General features: G+C 34.9%; 19 protein-coding genes. 10 read left to right on the top strand and 9 right to left on the bottom strand.

What is annotated here, in order from left to right:
- Nucleotides 1-9: 9 nt before the first annotated feature.
- The 4 genes from KBJ98_RS09935 to porX form a co-directional block, all read right to left on the bottom strand.
- Entirely contained in the window at nt 10-1209 is a 1200-nt protein-coding gene (locus KBJ98_RS09935) for an alanine dehydrogenase (protein ID WP_210790211.1), read from the bottom strand.
- An 80-nt stretch (nt 1210-1289) separates the two neighbouring features.
- Nucleotides 1290-1775: a GNAT family N-acetyltransferase gene (locus tag KBJ98_RS09930; RefSeq protein ID WP_210790209.1), complete on the bottom strand. Its 486-nt coding sequence runs from the start codon at nt 1773-1775 to the stop codon at nt 1290-1292.
- A gap of 5 nt (nt 1776-1780) precedes the next feature.
- Entirely contained in the window at nt 1781-2188 is a 408-nt protein-coding gene (gene tsaE / locus KBJ98_RS09925; RefSeq protein ID WP_210790206.1) for a tRNA (adenosine(37)-N6)-threonylcarbamoyltransferase complex ATPase subunit type 1 TsaE, read from the bottom strand.
- Between the two features lie 69 nt (nt 2189-2257).
- Nucleotides 2258-3838, bottom strand: coding sequence for a T9SS response regulator signal transducer PorX (gene porX / locus KBJ98_RS09920; protein ID WP_210790203.1), 1581 nt, complete (start codon nt 3836-3838; stop codon nt 2258-2260).
- Between the two features lie 466 nt (nt 3839-4304).
- Between porX and KBJ98_RS09915 the strand changes: the two genes are divergently transcribed.
- The 4 genes from KBJ98_RS09915 (at nt 4305) to kdsB (ending at nt 7920) form a co-directional block, all read left to right on the top strand.
- Entirely contained in the window at nt 4305-4586 is a 282-nt protein-coding gene (locus KBJ98_RS09915) for a hypothetical protein (RefSeq protein ID WP_210790200.1), read from the top strand.
- Between the two features lie 151 nt (nt 4587-4737).
- On the top strand, nt 4738-6159 hold the full coding sequence (locus tag KBJ98_RS09910; RefSeq protein ID WP_210790197.1) for an ATP-dependent DNA helicase: 1422 nt from the start codon (nt 4738-4740) through the stop codon (nt 6157-6159).
- A 95-nt stretch (nt 6160-6254) separates the two neighbouring features.
- On the top strand, nt 6255-7085 hold the full coding sequence (gene ygiD, locus KBJ98_RS09905; RefSeq protein WP_210790195.1) for a 4,5-DOPA-extradiol-dioxygenase: 831 nt from the start codon (nt 6255-6257) through the stop codon (nt 7083-7085).
- 103 nt (nt 7086-7188) lie between these two features.
- Nucleotides 7189-7920, top strand: a complete 732-nt coding sequence (gene kdsB / locus KBJ98_RS09900) for a 3-deoxy-manno-octulosonate cytidylyltransferase (protein ID WP_210790193.1) — start codon at nt 7189-7191, stop codon at nt 7918-7920.
- Between the two features lie 2 nt (nt 7921-7922).
- Here the strand turns inward: kdsB and KBJ98_RS09895 are convergent, their stop codons facing one another.
- Nucleotides 7923-8591, bottom strand: coding sequence for a spermidine synthase (locus KBJ98_RS09895; RefSeq protein WP_210790191.1), 669 nt, complete (start codon nt 8589-8591; stop codon nt 7923-7925).
- A gap of 62 nt (nt 8592-8653) precedes the next feature.
- Here KBJ98_RS09895 and KBJ98_RS09890 point away from each other — a divergent pair, with 62 nt between their 5' ends.
- Nucleotides 8654-9217, top strand: coding sequence for a 1-acyl-sn-glycerol-3-phosphate acyltransferase (locus KBJ98_RS09890; RefSeq protein WP_210790189.1), 564 nt, complete (start codon nt 8654-8656; stop codon nt 9215-9217).
- 13 nt (nt 9218-9230) lie between these two features.
- Complete coding sequence (locus tag KBJ98_RS09885; RefSeq protein ID WP_210790187.1) at nt 9231-10232, top strand: hypothetical protein; 1002 nt, start codon at nt 9231-9233, stop codon at nt 10230-10232.
- 30 nt (nt 10233-10262) lie between these two features.
- Here the strand turns inward: KBJ98_RS09885 and KBJ98_RS09880 are convergent, their stop codons facing one another.
- Complete coding sequence (locus KBJ98_RS09880) at nt 10263-10724, bottom strand: helix-turn-helix domain-containing protein (RefSeq protein ID WP_210790184.1); 462 nt, start codon at nt 10722-10724, stop codon at nt 10263-10265.
- Between the two features lie 310 nt (nt 10725-11034).
- Here KBJ98_RS09880 and KBJ98_RS09875 point away from each other — a divergent pair, with 310 nt between their 5' ends.
- From KBJ98_RS09875 to KBJ98_RS09860, 4 genes are all read left to right on the top strand, one after another.
- Nucleotides 11035-12189 carry a M14 family metallopeptidase gene (locus KBJ98_RS09875; RefSeq protein ID WP_210790182.1) on the top strand — a complete coding sequence of 385 codons (1155 nt, stop codon included), beginning with the start codon at nt 11035-11037 and terminating at the stop codon, nt 12187-12189.
- A 76-nt stretch (nt 12190-12265) separates the two neighbouring features.
- A complete protein-coding gene (locus tag KBJ98_RS09870; RefSeq protein ID WP_072943262.1) occupies nt 12266-12745 on the top strand; it encodes an Lrp/AsnC family transcriptional regulator in 480 nt (159 codons plus the stop codon).
- A 95-nt stretch (nt 12746-12840) separates the two neighbouring features.
- Entirely contained in the window at nt 12841-15426 is a 2586-nt protein-coding gene (locus KBJ98_RS09865; protein ID WP_210790179.1) for a phosphoenolpyruvate carboxylase, read from the top strand.
- A gap of 13 nt (nt 15427-15439) precedes the next feature.
- On the top strand, nt 15440-15955 hold the full coding sequence (locus KBJ98_RS09860) for a DinB family protein (RefSeq protein ID WP_210790174.1): 516 nt from the start codon (nt 15440-15442) through the stop codon (nt 15953-15955).
- Between the two features lie 4 nt (nt 15956-15959).
- On the opposite strand, the gene KBJ98_RS09855 is transcribed toward KBJ98_RS09860, so the two are convergent.
- From KBJ98_RS09855 to KBJ98_RS09845, 3 genes are all read right to left on the bottom strand, one after another.
- On the bottom strand, nt 15960-16433 hold the full coding sequence (locus tag KBJ98_RS09855; RefSeq protein WP_210790171.1) for a DNA-deoxyinosine glycosylase: 474 nt from the start codon (nt 16431-16433) through the stop codon (nt 15960-15962).
- A 1-nt stretch (nt 16434) separates the two neighbouring features.
- Nucleotides 16435-18549 (bottom strand): DNA helicase RecQ, encoded by a 2115-nt coding sequence (gene recQ, locus KBJ98_RS09850; protein WP_210790167.1) that lies wholly within the window; start codon nt 18547-18549, stop codon nt 16435-16437.
- Between the two features lie 88 nt (nt 18550-18637).
- A complete protein-coding gene (locus KBJ98_RS09845; protein ID WP_210790164.1) occupies nt 18638-19036 on the bottom strand; it encodes a DNA primase in 399 nt (132 codons plus the stop codon).
- Nucleotide 19037 lies beyond the last annotated feature (1 nt).

Here is a 19037-nt window from a genome sequence, read left to right as displayed (position 1 = left end):
AAAGTTCTATTAAAAAACAATTAAATTAATGTCGCTACTTGGTAAATTAAACCAATCAGCAATGGCATTGTTCGTTAGGATTCCGTGGTACATGTACACGCCGTTTTTGAGTCCTTTGTCACAACGAATGGCGCTTTCGATGCCACCATCTTCGGAAATTTGGATCAAATAAGGCGAGATAATATTACTGATAGAGAGGGAAGCGGTTTTGGAATAGCGCGACGGGATATTAGGCACGCAATAGTGCAACACATTGTTTTTGATGAAAGTTGGTTTCTCGTGCGAGGTAACTTCGGAAGTTTCAAAACAACCTCCGGTGTCAATACTTACATCAACAATTACGGCACCGTTTTTCATGTGTTCCACCATAGTTTCGGTAACAATAACCGGACAACGGTCTTTGCCACGCATGGCCCCAATGGCAACATCACAGCGACGCAAGGCTTTGAGCAAAGCTTTAGGTTGAATAGTAGAGGTAAATATGCGTTGGTTTAAATTGTTTTGCAAGCGGCGTAACTTGGTAATGGAGTTGTCAAAAACTTTTACCGTAGCACCCAAACCAATGGCGGTTTTAGCCGCAAACTCGCCCACGGTGCCTGCTCCTAAAATAACCACATCAGTAGGAGGAACGCCTGTGATATTGCCAAATAATAATCCTTTGCCTAGTTCATTGGTAATCATGAGCTCGGCAGCAATTAAAATAGAAGCTGTTCCTGCAATTTCGCTCAAGGATTTCACTGCAGGATAGGTCCCGCCTTCGTCCTTAATATATTCAAAAGCGAGTGCTGTAATTTTCTTTTTGGTCAAAGCCTCAAAATATTCTTTTTTGCGCGTTTTGAGTTGTATGGCTGATATTAAAATAGTTTGCGGTTGCATCATGTCGATTTCTGCAAGAGTAGGCGGCTCTACTTTCAAAATCATAGGGCAACTGAAAACTTTTTGAGTGTCGTTGGTAATTTCGGCACCGGCTTGGCTGTATTCTTTGTCAGTGTAACTTGAGCTTAAACCAGCGCCAGCCTCAATCATTACGCGGTGCCCTTGAAATGTTAATGAAGTTACTGCATCTGGCGTGAGGCAAATGCGGCGCTCCTGAAAACTGGTTTCTTTTGGGATTCCAATAAAAAGTTCACTCTTATGGCGGGCTACTTCTAATTTTTCCTCTTGAGGTAAAAGATCTTGTTTGGAAAATGGCGTTATAGTGATGGACATGATTGGTTTTGAATTTTAAGGGTACAATTTACGCAAAAGTTGGCTACGATTTGACTTGAAATACAATAAAAAAAAGCTTTTTAAACCGCATTTTGAGTCAGCGGTTTTTCCATTTTTATATCTGCTCTTTCGTACACGCCGTCTTCCAATTCGATTTCGACAAAGCCATATTTTCGGTACAAATGTATTGCTGAATGTAATTTTCGGTTTGAATACAAAACAAGCTTGCTAAAGCCTTCCTTTTCGGCAAAATCAATGCAATGTTGTAGCAAATCCTTGCCAATTCCTAAACCTTGTACTGCATCAGTAACTGCCATTTTGCTTAATTCAAATACACCTTCTTCCATTTTGAGGAGTGACGCAGTTCCTACTATTTCATTTTGGTATTGCGCATAAAAAATGAAACCACCTTGATCAATAATTTCTCCCTGCGGATCCGAGAGCACTTTTTCGTCTTTGGGTTCTACTTTAAAAAATTTGGTAAGCCACTCTAAATTAAGTGTTTTTATGTGTTCTTTTAAAGCGGGAGTATAAGGAAATATGGTTACAGTCGATGTGATTGACATGATGATTAGCTTAGGGTTAATGATCTGTTTCCGTCGGGTAACACTGTGATCGTAATCACAGAATGTACGGGTGGAATTAAATTCTCAATTTTTTCGGCCCATTCTATAAAACAAAAATGTCCAGAGTACAAGTAATCATCAACGCCCATATCCAAGGCTTCTTCTTCCTTATTCAGCCTGTAAAAATCAAAATGATACACTAACTGATTATTGGCTGCTTCGTATTCATTTACCAACGAAAAAGTTGGACTACTCGTTGCGCCTCGTACGCCCAATGTGCGGCAAAGTTCCTTGATTAAAGTGGTTTTGCCAGCGCCCATTTCGCCGTGAAAAAGAATCACTTTTGATGGGTTTTGCTCCAGTATAGCTTGTGCAACGTTTGCTAATTGGTCAATTGAAAAAATGGTAGTCATTTTTATAAAAAGGGTTTAAAGTTTGCCATTCAAAGAGCAATCGATGCATGGCAAACTGATACTGCTTACTTATTTCGGATTAAATACCAAAAACGGAATGATCATTTCTTCTAACGAAATACCACCGTGTTGGTACGTATTTTTGTAATAACTCACGTAATGATTGTAATTGTTTACGTAAGCCAAAAACAAATCTGTCTTTGCAAAAATAAAAGAACTACTCATATTTATGGCAGGTAAACCAATATTTTTTGGTTCTTTCACGGCATACACATCTTTGTATTCATAGGTTAAGCTTCTGCCTGTTTTGTAACGCAGGTTTAAGCTCGTGTTTTTGTCGCCTACTACTTTTGATGGATTCTTGACGTTAATGGTACCATGATCAGTAGTTAAAATAAGTTTGAAACCCATTTTTTGCGCCTGCTGAATAATTTCAAGCAAAGGCGAATTTTTAAACCAACTCAAAGTCAAAGAACGGTAAGCTTTGTCATCTGATGCTAATTCCTTTACCACATCCATTTCTGTTTTTGCGTGCGATAACATATCCACAAAATTATAGACTATGGTAACCAAGTCGTTTTCTTTTAGTGCTTTGAAGCTTTCGGCTAATTTTTTCCCGCCGGCTAGACTTGTGATTTTAAAATAGTCTTCTTTGATATTCAATCCCAAACGTTTGATTTGTGCTGATAAAAATTCGGCCTCAAACAAGTTTTTACCACCTTCCTCAGGATCGTTTTTCCAGTATTGCGGAAACTGTTTTTCCATTTCCAAAGGTGTTAATCCAGAAAAAATGGCGTTGCGGGCGTATTGCGTTGCGGTCGGTAAAATAGAGTAGTAGGGAACTTCTTTTTCCAATTTATAGTAGTTGCCCACAACAGTTTCAAAAGTTTTCCATTGGTCGTAACGCAAATTGTCAATCACAACAAACAAAATCGGCTTGTCTTTTTTCTTCAATTCCGGCAATACCAACTCCTTAAACAAAGTATGTGATTGTATTGGACGGTCGGCATCGCTAACACTAGCAACTTTTTTAGGCATCGGAGCAAACCAATCTTCGTAATTGCGCTCAATAAATTTTCCAAACTGCGAGTTGGCCTCTACTTTTTGCGACTCTAAAATCTGAATCATGCCTTGATCGTCAATATTTTCGAGCTCTAATTCCCAAAAAATTAATTTTTTGTACAACTCAATCCAATCTTCAAAGGAATTTACCATACCCATTTCAGTGGCTATTTTGCGGAATTCTTTTTGGTAATCCAAAGTCGTTTTTTGCGATACCAAGCGCGAATGGTCTAAGTTTTTCTTTAAACTCAGTAAAATTTGGTTCGGATTAACGGGTTTGATTAAATAATCAGCAATTTTAGAACCAATTGCTTCTTCCATAATATATTCTTCCTCGCTTTTGGTAATCATGATCATAGGAATTGCTGATTTTTTTTCCTTCATTTCTGAAAGTGTTTCTAATCCGCTCATTCCAGGCATATTTTCATCCAAAAAAACAATGTCAAAATTGTTTTCTTCAAATATCGTAATTGCATCTAAGCCATTATTACAAGTAGTTACCTCGTAATTTTTCTTCTCTAGGAATAAAATATGTGGTTTCAACAAATCAATTTCGTCATCAACCCAAAGTATTTTTATAGTGTTCATATGTAGTGTCAATAAAGTTTAAAAAAAGTAATCAAAGTGCCAAATTACATCATTTTAGAGCGTAGCTTTCCTAAATTTTTGATAATTTTTAAAAGAAATTCAACTTCCTTACTGCCCAAAACGTTCTTATTTTACTCTTTTAATTCTTTTTTTTGGGCGTGCCCCGCGCTACGTAAACTCCGCTTAGGTCAGGCTGTACGCTATATCTTTCCTTTTTTTTGCAAAAAAAGCAAAGGATGCCGCTTCCATCCTTCACGCTAGACTATTTTATAATTCGAAACTAAGTTCCAAATGCATTGTTTTCCAGTGACTTGAATTTGTTTCTTAAAAAGACACAAAAAATTAATAAAAATTTGGCAGTATTCTTGTATTAAGTTTATAAAATTCTTTCTTATCTTGTAGCAAGGAAGAGAGTCTGTAGACTTCGAAATGGAACATAAATACAATTAATTAAATTACAAATACCATGACACACGATTTTACCACCATCGATAAAGAAGCGATTGCCGAATTGAAATTTCCAGCAATCGAAGTACTAGAAGACGATCAAGAAATTAAAGAACGATTGAGCGAAATTAACCGCGCCTTAGCTCTTGGAAATCTTGAGCATTCAAAAATTAAAATATTTTTTGAAGACGTAGAGTCTAAAAAAGTTGTAGATACGACCGTTTGGGCCGTAACTGATAAAAATATTATCTTAAAACAAGGTGTAATGATTCCTATTCACCGTATTCACAGATTATTTTAAAAATCCAGTTACTAGCAAAACAAATAGGAATCACTTTTAACAAAAAAGAGAATTTCTATTTGTTTTGCAGTTCTAATTTATACCAAAATACGGCAGTTGCAATGCTGGATATTGCCTACCTTTGGAATTCATTTTTGCCAAAATTATTGTTATGAATTCCTCCCTGTTTTACAGTTTTTTACAAAAACAATTTCCTTTTCAGCCCACTTACAAACAAGATATTTTTTTTCAAAAAATAGCCATCTTCTTGACTGAAGCAGAGAACAGAACCATTTTTGTACTCAAGGGTTACGCAGGTACAGGGAAAACAACAGTTATTTCGACCATCGTTAACAGCTTGCTTGACATAAATAAAAAGTATGTGCTGCTGGCACCAACAGGTCGAGCCGCCAAAGTAATTGCTAATTACTCTAACAAGCCCGCTTTTACGATTCACAAAAAAATCTATTTCCCTAAAAAATCTTCTGGTGGCGGAGTATCTTTTACTTTACAACCTAACAAACACAAAAACACCATTTTCATCGTCGATGAAGCTTCGATGATTTCTGATACGAATTCAGATTCTAAACTGTATGAAAACGGTTCCTTGTTAGATGATTTGATTTCCTATGTTTATTCCGGTGCGAATTGCAAAATGATTTTATTGGGAGATACAGCTCAGTTGCCTCCGGTGAATTTAGATATCAGTCCAGCACTTGATATTCGGACGCTTGGAATGAATTACGATAAGGAAATTGAACATATTGAACTAGACGAAGTGATGCGTCAAGAGGAAAATTCGGGAATTTTGTTCAACGCTACAGAATTACGTGAAGTGCTCAAAGAATCATTTATCACAGATTTTAAATTTGATCTCAAAAAATTCAAAGACATTGTGCGCTTGACAGACGGCTATGATATTCAAGATGCTATTAATTCTGCCTACAGTAATTACAGCATTGAAGACACTGCATTTATAGTTCGCTCTAATAAAAGAGCTAATCAATACAACGAACAAATTCGCACCAAAATTCTGGACAAAGAAAGCGAGCTTTCCACAGGAGATTTTTTAATGGTGGTTAAGAATAATTATTTTTGGTTAAAGGATTCTGATCAAGCAGGTTTTATCGCCAATGGTGATATTATTGAAGTGCTAGAAATTTTTAGCATCAAAGAGTTGTACAGCTTCAAATTTGCCAAAGTAAAAATCAGAATGGTAGATTATCCCGATCAAAAACCTTTTGAAACTGTTTTGCTTTTGGATACGATTAAAAGCGAATCTCCTTCACTTACGTATGAAGAATCAAACCGACTTTATCAAGAAGTTTTGAAAGATTACGAAGGCGAAACCAAATTCAAAAAATTCCAAAAAGTAAAAGCAAATGAATATTTTAATGCCTTGCAGGTGAAATTCTCCTACGCCATTACCTGTCATAAATCGCAAGGAGGGCAGTGGAACACCGTTTTTATTGAGCAACCGTATCTACCTGATGGTGTTGATAGGGATTATATTCGTTGGTTGTATACCGCTATGACACGTGCCAAAAACAAATTGTATTTAATAGGTTTCAAGGATGATAGTTTTGTGGAGTAAATCATGTTACCATATAAGTCATGTAAGGAAAATTAAAGAAAACTTAAATGACCTTAAATGACTTATATGGTTCAATTTTTTAAAATAGTTTCGTTATGGATTCATTAAACGATTTACATAAAATTTCAGGCTCTTTTTCAAATACCGAAAAAATGCCCGTTTTGTTTCTTGGTCATGGAAGTCCAATGAATGCCATTGAAGAAAATCAGTTTGTAACAGGTTTTCGGAATTTAGCCAAAACACTGCCACAACCCAACGCTATTTTGTGTATTTCGGCGCATTGGTTTACCCACGGGACTAAGGTTACAGCAATGGAAATGCCAAGAACCATTCACGATTTTGGAGGTTTTCCGCAAGCGTTGTTTGACGTGCAATATCCTGCAAAAGGTAGTCCTGAATTAGCAGTAGAAACTAAACAATTATTGACGCCGATAGCGGTTGAACTCGATGAACATTGGGGATTGGACCACGGTGCTTGGAGTGTAATTAAACATTTATATCCCAATGCCAATGTTCCTGTAATTCAGTTAAGTATTGATTATACAAAACCTGCGCAGTACCATTTTGATTTGGCACAAAAATTAAGTGCTTTACGTACCAAAGGTATCTTAATTGTTGGTAGTGGAAACATTATTCATAATTTGAGATTAGTCGATTTCCCGAATTTAGATAAAGATAATTACGGCTATGATTGGGCAATTGAAGCTCGAGAAACGATCAATGCTTTTTTGCTAGATGGAAATTTCAAACCGCTTATTGATTTTGAAAAACAAAGCCATGCATTACAATTAGCGATACCAACACTAGAACATTATTTACCTTTGATTTATACTTTGGGTTTAAAAGGAAAACAAGAAGAACTCGGTTTGTTCAATGATAAATTATTGGGAGGTTCGCTGAGTATGACTTCGGTAAAAATAATGTAACATTGAAAAAATAAGCCATTTAAAACGAATTTTAAAATGGCATTAAAATAATTTCATCCTTAGTTGCAATGATGTATTTTTGAACCAAAACTTTTTTAGCCACATGAAAATAATAGCAGTCATTCCAGCACGATACGCCTCTACACGATTTCCAGCAAAATTAATGCAAGATCTTGGAGGGAAAACCGTAATTTTAAGAACTTACGAGGCAGCCATAAACACGCAACTGTTTGACGATGTCTTTGTGGTGACAGATTCTGATTTGATTTATGACGAAATTATTTCTAACGATGGAAAAGCGATTATGAGTGTCAAAGAACACGAATCTGGCAGTGATCGAATAGCTGAAGCAGTTGAAAATCTGGATGTTGATATTGTGATTAATGTGCAAGGTGATGAACCCTTTATTGATGCCGAACCTCTTGCAAAAGTCATTGAAGTTTTTAGAAACGATTTGGATAAAAAAGTTGATTTAGCGTCGTTAATGCGCGAAATTACTCATCAAGAAGATATCTATAATCCGAATAATGTAAAAGTGGTGGTGGATCAAAATGGATTTGCTTTGTATTTCTCACGTTCTGTAATTCCGTATCCACGAGAGCAAAACGTAGGTGTTCGATACATGCAGCACATCGGTATTTATGCTTTCAGAAAACAAGCATTATTAGATTTTTACAGCTTACCAATGCAATCTTTGGAAGCATCCGAAAAACTAGAGCAATTGCGCTATCTGGAGTTTGGCAAAAGAATCAAAATGGTCGAGACCACACACGTAGGAATTGGAATTGATACGGCAGAAGATCTCGAAAAAGCACGAAAAATGATTGCTCAATAAGTTTAACTTTCTAATTTTGAGATGATAATTAATTCGTTGTGAGTTTCAAGTCGCGGGAGTGAGCGAATTTTACAAGAGGCAGCATTGAACCCAGCGATAAAATCCTTATTGCGCTGGTTTTGTATTTCGTTTAAAATCATGGTATTGAACAACGCAAAACCATTATTCCGCAATAAGTAACAAATTCTGTTGCTAAAAAAGGACTCAAATAAAAAATTCGGCATGTGTGTATCTTGAAACACATCGATGATGATGAGATCGTATTTTTGTTTGGTTTTTAAAACAAATTCAAACGCATCATCAACTATTAGGGAAACGTTTTTAATTTGATCTAATTGAAAGTAGGCGTTGGCAATGCGAGCCATTTCAGCATCAAGTTCAACACCCGTGATCTTTCCTTTAAATCCTATTTCATCAACTAAGGTTTTAATAACGCTGCCGCCTGCTACGCCAAGAACCAATATGTCTTGCATGGGTTGAATGCGATTAAAACCAATTTCTTTTAATCCGTGACGTAAAATACGTTGTAAACTTCCGTACGAGTAATTCGCGTTTTTAGAATCGAGGACCAATTCACCATTATTCCAAGTTACTTCGATTGACTTACTTAAGTCAGATTTAGTTTGAAAAATGGTGATAGGAGTCAAGTAGCTCAATATTTTTTTAATCATTACGGTCTGTTTTACTCAAAAATAAGATTTAAATTATTTATTTTACACCAAATTTCGAAATAATGAAAAAACGGTTGTACGAGTTTATCTTTTTCAAACTTATGGGTTGGAAAATTGTGGGAGGCATTGACGCTTCGGTTAAAAAATGTGTCATGATGGTATTGCCTCATACGAGCGCGCACGATTTTTATTTAGGAATTTTTACCAGAGGTATTACGCAATTAGAAATGAATTGGGTAGGCAAAAAGGAATTGTTTCGTTTTCCGTTTGGATATTATTTCAGATATATGGGAGGTGAGCCACTGGATCGTTCTGGAGGTTTGAATAAAGTAGAATCAATCGCCGCTATTTTTGAAAAGAAGGAAACCTTTCGCTTGGCTGTGGCAGCAGAAGGCACACGCCACAAAGTAACAGAACTCAAAACAGGATTTTATTATATTGCTCTGCAAGCAAATGTGCCTATTATTCCTGTCTCTTTTGATTTTGGTAGAAAACAAGTTCACTTGGGAGCGCCATTACAACCAACCGGAAATTTTGAAAATGACTTGTCAATATTAAAAGAACATTATAAAGGAGTTGAAGGAAAAATACCTGAAAATGGATATCATTTTGATTTTAAAAATTAAATAACTTACTAGAATGAAGAATTATAAAGGTTTACTCGCACTTGGATTAAGTTGTACTTTTTTATTATCTTGTACTAATGATAATTCAATGACAGAAAGAAACTTGTATTTATTAACATCAAGTAATACTTCTGGTAAAATAAGTTATACGAATCTATTAGCAGCCACTCCTAAAGTTGGGTCATTTACTATTGTTTCAGCTGATGCGGATGGTATTTCTTATGATCCGATTTCTGATGCTGTTGTTTTAGCATCACGTTCTAATAACCGACTCGAAGCTTATGCTAGGCTACGCACAACAAGTGATGCAGGACTTGATAATCTTACACTAATTTCGAGTAGTTCAGGAACTGATTTTACAAATGCCAGAGAAACGGCGGTTTTAAATGATATTGTCGTGGTTGCACAAGATCAATCAGCTTCTAATAACCTAACCAATAAGTTATTTGTTTATCAAAAGTCGAGTACAGGATTTACTTTGCTAAAAACTTTTAGTACAACATTTAAACTTTGGGGAATTCATTTAGACGGTACCGATTTATATGCTGTGGTTGATTTAACGGGTGATGTCGTGCAATTTGAAAACCTATTGAATGCAAATAGCGGAGCAATAACGCCAACAAAACGAATTAGTATTGAAGGCATCAATCGAATTCACGGCATTACGTATTCCGCATCAGATGACGTTATGGTTGTAACAGACATTGCAAGTGCAACTTCAGCATCAGATGGCGGTTTTGTTGTACTTCCTTCTTTTTCGAATCTTTTTGCACTTACCGCAAATGGCGGTACGCTTAAAATGGACAAACAACTACGCGTTTATGGACCTAATTCGCAGTTAGGAAATCCAGTTGACGTGGCTTATGACAAACAATCTCAGCAAATTTTTATTGCAGAAAATTTAAAAAATGGAGGGCAAGTAATGTACTTTCGTTTTCCAAGTCAATCTGGAGACAGTGCGCCATTGTTGGTAAGGGCAGAGGCAGGTGTGAGCTCAATTTTTGCAACCCGTTAAACAATGCTGTAAGTCAATTTTTTTAATTGATTATAGTTTAGGATGGTAACTTTTAAAGGAACCATCGGTATAAAAAACAACTATTTTATCGATCTGAACTTCTGGATCGGTAGCTATGCTTGTATTTGACGTCGTATCTTTTATTTCAGATTTAGGAGTAATCACTTCTTTATCACTTGCGAATAAATCAGTGGTGAATAATGTAGTTTCTTCTATTTTTTTTGCAACATCTTCATTTAGAGTAGAGGATATTTGTTTTTTGTCAGAAGCCGGAAAAGTACCTTTGCCGTTTAAAATCCAATATAAATCTACCTCAGGATAAACCTCTAGAATTTTTAAAATAAAGTCTAAACTTGGCTTGTTTCTGCCTGAAAGCAAATGCGACAAACTAGAGCGTTGTACACCTATTTTATCCGCAAACGAAGAAGCATTTAAACTGTAATAATCCAGTAGTAGCTCTAGTCTTTTTATAAAATCTTCTATGTTTACCATTGTGAATTAATTTATAAATTACTTTATTTACAAATGTAATTAATTAAAGCAAATAATCCAATTTTAAGTCTGTATTTAGTGTCATACACTCATTATATTAAAACTATTGCTTTATATAATTGTTATTAAAACACTGTTATTATGTAATTTAAAACGTATTTTTTAAATATGTAATAATTATGAATATGTTGATAAATCAATTGTTCTTGGTAGTAGCTTAATTTGTTTACAAAATTGAAATTTAATAAAAAACAACGATTTACATTTGTAAATAATAAGATGTTTACTTTTGTAAATTAAATAGTAGACTATGAATTTACAAGAGTTATTCTATCAAAATAAAGAAGAACGTATATCCGGCAGGTATCTTCCCTTGTCAATGATTGAGCCTATTTTAGTTCAATTAAACACTGATAATCAATTGCAGGTTATTGGTGAATCTGTGCAAGGAAAACCCATTTACTCCTATCAAATTGGAATTGGTAAAACCAAAATCTTTTTATGGTCGCAAATGCATGGAAACGAAAGTACAACTACGAAAGCGCTCTTTGATTTTATAAATTTTTTGCACAGTGATGATTCATTAGCGAAACAATTTTTAGAAGCATTTACATTTTATGCTATTCCCATGCTTAATCCTGATGGAGCTAATTTGTATACTCGAGAAAATGCGAATAAAGTAGATTTAAACCGAGACTCTCAAAATTTAACGCAGCCAGAAAGCAAATTACTACGGGCTACTTTTGAAAGTTTTCAGCCTGACTTTTGTTTTAATTTACATGATCAGCGAACCATTTTCGGTGTTGGTGATACAGGAAAATCTGCTACAATGTCTTTTTTAGCTCCTTCCTTTAATGAAAATCGTGACATTAATGACTGTCGTAGAAAAGCGATTGATTTAATTGCGGCTATTAACGAGGAGTTACAAGTTTATTTGCCGGGACAAATTGGTCGCTTTGATGATTCGTTTAATATCAATTGTATTGGAGATACTTTTCAGTCCATGGGCGTGCCAACTGTGCTATTTGAAGCGGGGCATTTTCAAGGTGATTACGAGCGAGAGGAAACTCGAAAATATGTTTTCATAGCCTTGATTTCTGGATTTAAAGCACTTAGCGAAAACGTTATAGTTAGCAATGGAATCGAGAAATATTTGAATATTTCTCAAAATAAAGTCGTTTTTTATGATTTTATGTATAAAAACATCAAAATAAATTATGATGGTATCGAAATAATCACCAATTTTGCATTACAATACAAAGAAGAATTAGTCGACAATAAAATTTGTTTTAATGCTTTTTTCTCACAAATAGGGGATTTAGAGCATAATTTTGGTCACATAGAGTACGATGCTAAAGGAGCTTTATACCAAGATGATAGCAACTCTATTCCTGAATTAAATAAAAAAGCTGATTTTTATTTAGATAACGACATAAAAATTGTTAATGGAATGATAAATATTTAATATTTTTCTCATTTTATTGTTTTTATGTATAATTTTATACTTTGTTGAAGCAATTAATAATGTTAATAATAAAGTTATGAGTAAATTTCGTTTAGATGAAGTAGATCACCAGATTCTGGATATGTTGATAGATAATACTAGAGTTCCATTTACGGATATTGCAAAAAAATTATTAATTTCTGCGGGGACGGTGCATGTACGGGTTAAAAAAATGGAAGATGCTGGAATCATCATGGGATCGTCATTGGTTTTAGATTATGATAAATTAGGCTACTCTTTTATTGCTTACGTTGGTGTATTCTTAAACAACACTTCTCAAACTAAATTTGTTTTGGAGCGCATTAACGAAATACCTTTCGTGACTGTAGCTTCTGTAACAACTGGTAAGTTTAATATTTTTTGCAAAATTAGAGCAAAAGATACTAAGCATGCTAAAGATGTAATTTTTATGATTGATGATATCGATGGTGTTTATAGAACTGAAACTATGATTTCTCTTGAAGAAAGCATCAATGATAAAAAGCGTTTAATGCATACTATTTTCAAAAATATGTAATTGATCTTGAACGCTTATATGAAATATAACCTCAAGTTCGTTCTTGGGGTTTTTTTATAACAACTATTTACTAAACCAACTACACAACACCAACTATGTATACTTTACCTAAAATTGAACGCTTTAATCAAGACGTTCTATCAAAATACCATATTTACAATAGTGTATTTATAACTTTACCTTTTCACTCTATTGATAATACGGGAGCATTACTTCCTCTGTTTACAGAAGTTTGCGATACGGGTTTTAAAAAACAAGAAACTCCTAAAGAAATCTTCGATTTTTTTGCTGATAAATATTTACAGAACGCATCTGAGTCTGAAAAGATTGACATTATGTTCCGTTTTATTCAATACATCGAAAGGCAGATAGTATTATTTGATGCCATTGAAGATGCTGCTTTTCCTGTTGTAAACAATATGGAAGGAATTGGATCTTTGCGTGATATTAAAGAAAAAACAGATGCCACTGCGAAGGAGGAAGAGGTTATCGATTTTTTAGAAAATTTTAATGTTCGAACGGTTTTAACAGCACATCCAACGCAGTTTTATCCCGGTGCAGTATTGGGAATCATCAATGATTTAACTGAGGCGATAAGGAATAATAATTTACTTGATATCAAGCAATTATTGGCTCAGTTGGGTAAAACTCCTTTTATTCAGCAAGAAAAACCAAATCCTTTTGACGAAGCTGTAAGTTTAATTTGGTACCTCGAAAATGTATTTTACCACACTTCGGGCGAAATGGTGCAGTACATTCAAAAAAATATTTTTAATGCTACTTCAATCAAGAATCCATTGATAAAACTTGGTTTTTGGCCTGGTGGTGATCGTGATGGAAACCCTTTTGTAACAACTGAAATCACCCTGAAAGTAGCCGATCGCTTGCGTACTTCAATTTTAAAGTGTTATTACATTGAAATTCGAAACTTAAAACGAAAACTTACCTTTAACGGTGTTGATGTTTTGGTTACAGAGCTGGAGCAAAAATTATATCGCTCTGTTTTTTATTCGAAAGGTGAAATTTTTATCACTTTGGAGGAATTCAAATCGCAACTTAATAAAATTAAGCAAATTGTGATTGAGAAGCACCAATCCTTGTATTTAGATGAATTAGAAGCCTTACTTGTTAAAGTTAATTTGTTCGGATTTCATTTTGCTACTTTAGATATTCGTCAGAATAGTAAAATTCACGACGCTGTTTTTAAAGAAGTCGTGAGTTTATTTTCTAATTCAAATACCAATGTTTTTCCTAAAAATTATTTTGAATTAACCGAAGCTGAAAAGTTTGAAGTGCTTTCAAAAGTAAAAGGGAGTATCGATCCTACAGTATTCGAGAATGAAATAACACGACTTACACTCGAGTCGGTACAAGCCATCAAAACTATTCAAGAAAATAATGGCGAATTTGGTGCCAACAGATACATTATCAGTAATAATGAAAGTGCGTTAAATGTGATGGAAACCTATGCTTTATTTCGCTTAAGCGGTTGGCAAAATCCTACTGTTGATATTGTGCCTTTGTTTGAATCGGTTGACGATTTGCAAAGTGCGCACGAAATTATGGAGAAACTATATACCAATGAGACTTACGCTGCGCATTTGCTAAGCAGAAACAACAAGCAAACCATCATGTTAGGTTTCTCTGACGGAACAAAAGATGGTGGTTATTTGATGGCGAACTGGAGTATTTACAAAGCTAAAGAAGCCTTGACTGAAATGTCTCGAAAATATGGTATTAAAGTTATTTTCTTTGATGGGCGAGGTGGACCTCCAGCACGTGGTGGTGGAAAAACGCATAAATTTTACGCTTCATTAGGGCCTAATATTGAAAATAATGAAATTCAAGTAACTGTTCAAGGACAAACGATAAGCTCCAATTTTGGAACTCTAGATTCTTGCCGTTATAATTTGGAAAATTTATTGAGTGCGGGTGTAACCAATCAAGTTTTTGGTAAAGGAAGCAATGCATTATCAGCTACTGAGCAAGAAATTTTAGATCAGTTAGCTAACTTGGGGTATGATAAATATTTAAATTTTAAAAATCATCCGCAATTTATACCTTACCTCGAACAAATGAGTACGCTGAAATATTATGCAAAAACCAATATTGGTAGCCGACCATCAAAAAGAAGTAAGTCGGAGCAATTGGATTTTGCTGATTTAAGAGCCATTCCTTTTGTTGGTTCATGGAGTCAATTGAAGCAAAATGTTCCTGGTTTTTTTGGAGTAGGAACGGCCTTAAAACATTTTGAAACTATAGGAGAGTGGGATAAAGTTCAAGACTTGTACAATCATTCTTTGTTCTTTAAAACCTTGTTGGAAAATAGTATGATGTCGTTAGCAAAATCATTTTTTCCTTTAACAGCCTACATGCGTAAGGATCCTAAGTTTGGTGATTTTTGGCAAATTATTTACGACGAATTTTTAGAAACCAAACGTTTGTTATTGAAAATTGCAGGTCATACTGAATTAATGGAGAATTATCCTGATGGTAAAGCTTCTATTCAAATAAGAGAGCGTATTGTATTGCCTTTGTTAACAATACAACAATATGCTTTGTTGCGAATAAATGAATTGAATAAAGGAGAAAACCCAGACGAGGCTTTAATCAAGATCTATGAAAAAATTGTGACTCGTTCGCTGTTCGGAAACACTAATGCAAGTAGAAACTCGGCTTAAAACAAATACAAATATGAAATCAACTCAGTTACCCGTTAATGAATATGCAGCTTTTTATGCTCCATATATACAAGCCTTAGGAGAGGTAGATCTTATTGAAGAATTAGAAATTTCATTACATGCCTTTATTAAATTTGTGCAAAACATTCCGATGGATAAGTTTGACTACAGGTATGCTGAAGGGAAATGGGATATCAAGGAAATTATTCAGCATGTAATTGATACGGAACGCATTTTTGCCTACAGAGCCTTACGAATTTCTAGAAACGATCAAACGCCTTTACCGGGTTTTGATGAAAATGCCTACGTTGACAATACTGAGGCTAACAAAAGAAGTATTCAAGAATTACTTACAGAATTATCTGCTGTTCGTCATTCCAATTTATTGTTTTTTAAAAGCTTAAGTTCGGATCAATTTCAAAGAATCGGAATAGCATCCAATGCAGCAATATCAGTTAGAGCAATCGGTTTTATTATGATTGGTCATCAAAAACACCATCAAAAAGTTTTCGAAGAAAGGTATTTATAATATTTTAAAAACCTGTCGACCAAATTGTAAGTTTATTATCAAACGACATGGTATTTGCAGGACTTGTAGAAGGCATCACATAATAGGTGATGCCTTTTATTTGTCCGAATTTTTTAAAAAACAATGAAAAACTAGCTTTACCATTAAAAACAATTGTGTTAATAGTTGGATGTTGTTTTAAAAAAGAATTAAAATCATTTATCACAGGATTTTTGATATTCAAATCGAGACTTCCTTCACGCTCACAGGCAGCTACAACATCCCAAAGGCCGATATGATGGTGCTGTAGTAATTGAATTTTACTTTGATAATCAGGCAGTATGTCACTATGACCAAGGGTTTCTTGCATGATTTTCCAGAACTGATTGCGTGCATTTCCGTAATATTCCTGCTGTTGCAAAGAAATATTGCCTGGTATCGAACCAAGAATCAACAGTTTGGTTGTCGAGTTTACTATCGGTGAAAAAGAATGTATCATTTTAAATTTCGGCATTTTCTTTCTCAAGTATGGCTAAGGCGAGTCTAATTTTACCATAATCAATTTGTTCTTCTAAATAATCAAAATAAGGTTTTAAGGCTTGCGGAGCTTTTAATTGCTCTTTGGCTTCGGCTACTTTAAGGATATCATTTTCTGAAACAAACGATTCTAAATCAATTTCTTCACCATCGGTAAACAATTTTGCCAAGTGCGAAAAAACGGTACTTTCGCCAATTTTTCGTTTAGCAGCAATTTCGCCTATGCTTAATCCTTCTTGATAGAGTTTAAGTGTTTCTTTATAAGTTGTTGCTTCTTTCTTTTTGCGAACGGTTTTTTCTTTGTGATGCGCGATAATAACTTCAATAAAGGCAGTTCCATATTTTTCGAGTTTCGTTCGTCCCACACCATCAATAGCGAGTAATTCGTTTTCGCTCATTGGTCTTTCAGTTTCCATTTGGCGTAAAGCTGCATCACTAAAAATAACATAAGCAGGAACTTCTTCCTCTTTTGCAATCTGATAACGTAGGTTTCGCAAGGCTTCAAAAAGTCCATTTACTTTGCTTGCTTTACTTTTCTTGCTAACCGCGGGAGCTGATTCAGTTTTTGGTCTTTGAACAGCGGTTAGTTGAACTTTTTCGTTCTCAAATAAAACCTTAGTAGCTAAACTAGTGAGTCTTATTTTGTTTTGTTGATGAAAAGCGATTTCACAATAGCCTAAGTTGATCAATTGAATTAGGTACTGATTCCAATCGTACCACGAAATAGACGTGCCTACACCGTAAGTCTTTAAATTTTGATATTCTTTTTCAAAAATATAAGCGTTTTTAGAACCTCGTAAAAAATCAATGATTACCGGTAGCGGTTCACTTTCTTTTAGTCTTTTTATAGCTGAAAGTGCTTTTTGAGCAATTATAGTTCCATCAAAAAACGAGGGTGGATTTTTACAAATATCGCAGTTGCCACAATTGGAGGTAACTAATTCACCAAAGTAGGATAATAAAATCTTTCGCCTACAACTCAAAGCATCAGCATATTGTTTCATCCGATCCAATTTAGCCAACTGCAATTCGGCATTCAATCCTTGGGATGCAAATTTTTGCAGTTGTATTAAATCACCATAGCTTTCGAACAAAATAGTTTCTGATGGAAGTCCGTCGCGACCTGCGCGTCCGATTTCTTGATAATAGCCCTCAATATTTTTGGGCAAATTATAATGAATAACCCAACGCACATTCGATTTGTCAATTCCCATTCCAAAAGCTATCGTGGCGCACACAATTTGGCATTCATCGTTGATAAATTCATCTTGGGTTTGAGAGCGCACATCAGCATCTAAGCCTGCATGGTAAGCTTTTGCAGCAATGCCAAGTTGTTGTAATTTTTCGGCTAGCTCTTCAGTTGTTTTACGACTTAAGCAATAAATAATTCCAGACGCGTTAGGTTTGTCTTTTATAAATTCAATAATTTGTTTTACCCGATCTAAAGCAGGTCGCACCTCAAGACTTAAATTTTTACGATCAAAAGAAGAAATATATATTTTAGGTTGTTTGAGATTGAGTTGTTTGGCAATATCCCTGCGGGTTGCTTTGTCTGCTGTTGCAGTTAATGCGAGAATAGGAACGCTTGGTAATCTATTTTTGAGATAGCCCAAATTAGTGTAGGCAGGTCTAAAATCATGTCCCCATGACGAAATGCAATGCGCTTCATCAATTGCAATAAGACTTACATTTAAGGAGCTGAATAAAGGATCTAGGATAGTTAAACTCTCTGGCGCAACGTAAACTAATTTAATAGTTTGCGCTTGAATTTTATCTATTAAAATTGCTCGTTCTTCATCTGTTTGACTACTATTTAGATAGCAAGCAGCAATACCGTTTGCCTTTAAGCTGTCAACTTGATCTTTCATTAAAGCGATCAAAGGCGATAATATAATTGTAATTCCGGGTAATAAAAGGGCAGGTAATTGAAAGCAAATTGATTTCCCTCCACCTGTTGCCATTATTGCAAGTGTATCAAGCCCTGCGAGCACATCACTAATGATTTCAGCTTGGTGCGGTCTGAATTTGTCAAAACCAAAATTTTCTTTAAGAGTCGTGTGTAAAAGGGGATGGGTCATTTGTGAATTTGTGAGCACACTTTAGATAAAAAAAAGGAACTCCAAATAAGAGTTCCTTTAATACAATTTTATAAAAATCGAGACCTAATTAGTCTTCGTCTTCATCATCTTCTTCGTCAGCGTAATCTTTTGTGTCGATATCATCGTCATCATCCTCGCCGTCAGTATCTGGCTTGTCAATGACTTCGTCTTCGTCATCATCATCAATATCGTCATCAAGATCTAATCCTTTGATTGGTTCTACTACATCATCAATCATCATTTCGTCATCTTCGTCGTAATTTTCGATTCTGTCTGCAAGTTTTGTACTCACTTTTACTAAATAGATAGTATCTTCAGTACGCACTTCTACTGCTTCTACCAATTCGTTTTTAGCGTTTCTAAAACTAATAATGTTTGAATCATCATAACCATCTGGAAATTTATCCACCAAAAGGTTTAAAATTTCATTGGTAAGTTTTGCGTAGTCAACTATTACTCTTTTCATA

The organism is Flavobacterium erciyesense (genome assembly GCF_018069925.1).
Taxonomy (GTDB): domain Bacteria; phylum Bacteroidota; class Bacteroidia; order Flavobacteriales; family Flavobacteriaceae; genus Flavobacterium; species Flavobacterium erciyesense.
The sequence above is the reverse complement of the archived record's forward strand: the minus strand, read 5'-3'. Positions and strand labels throughout refer to the sequence as shown.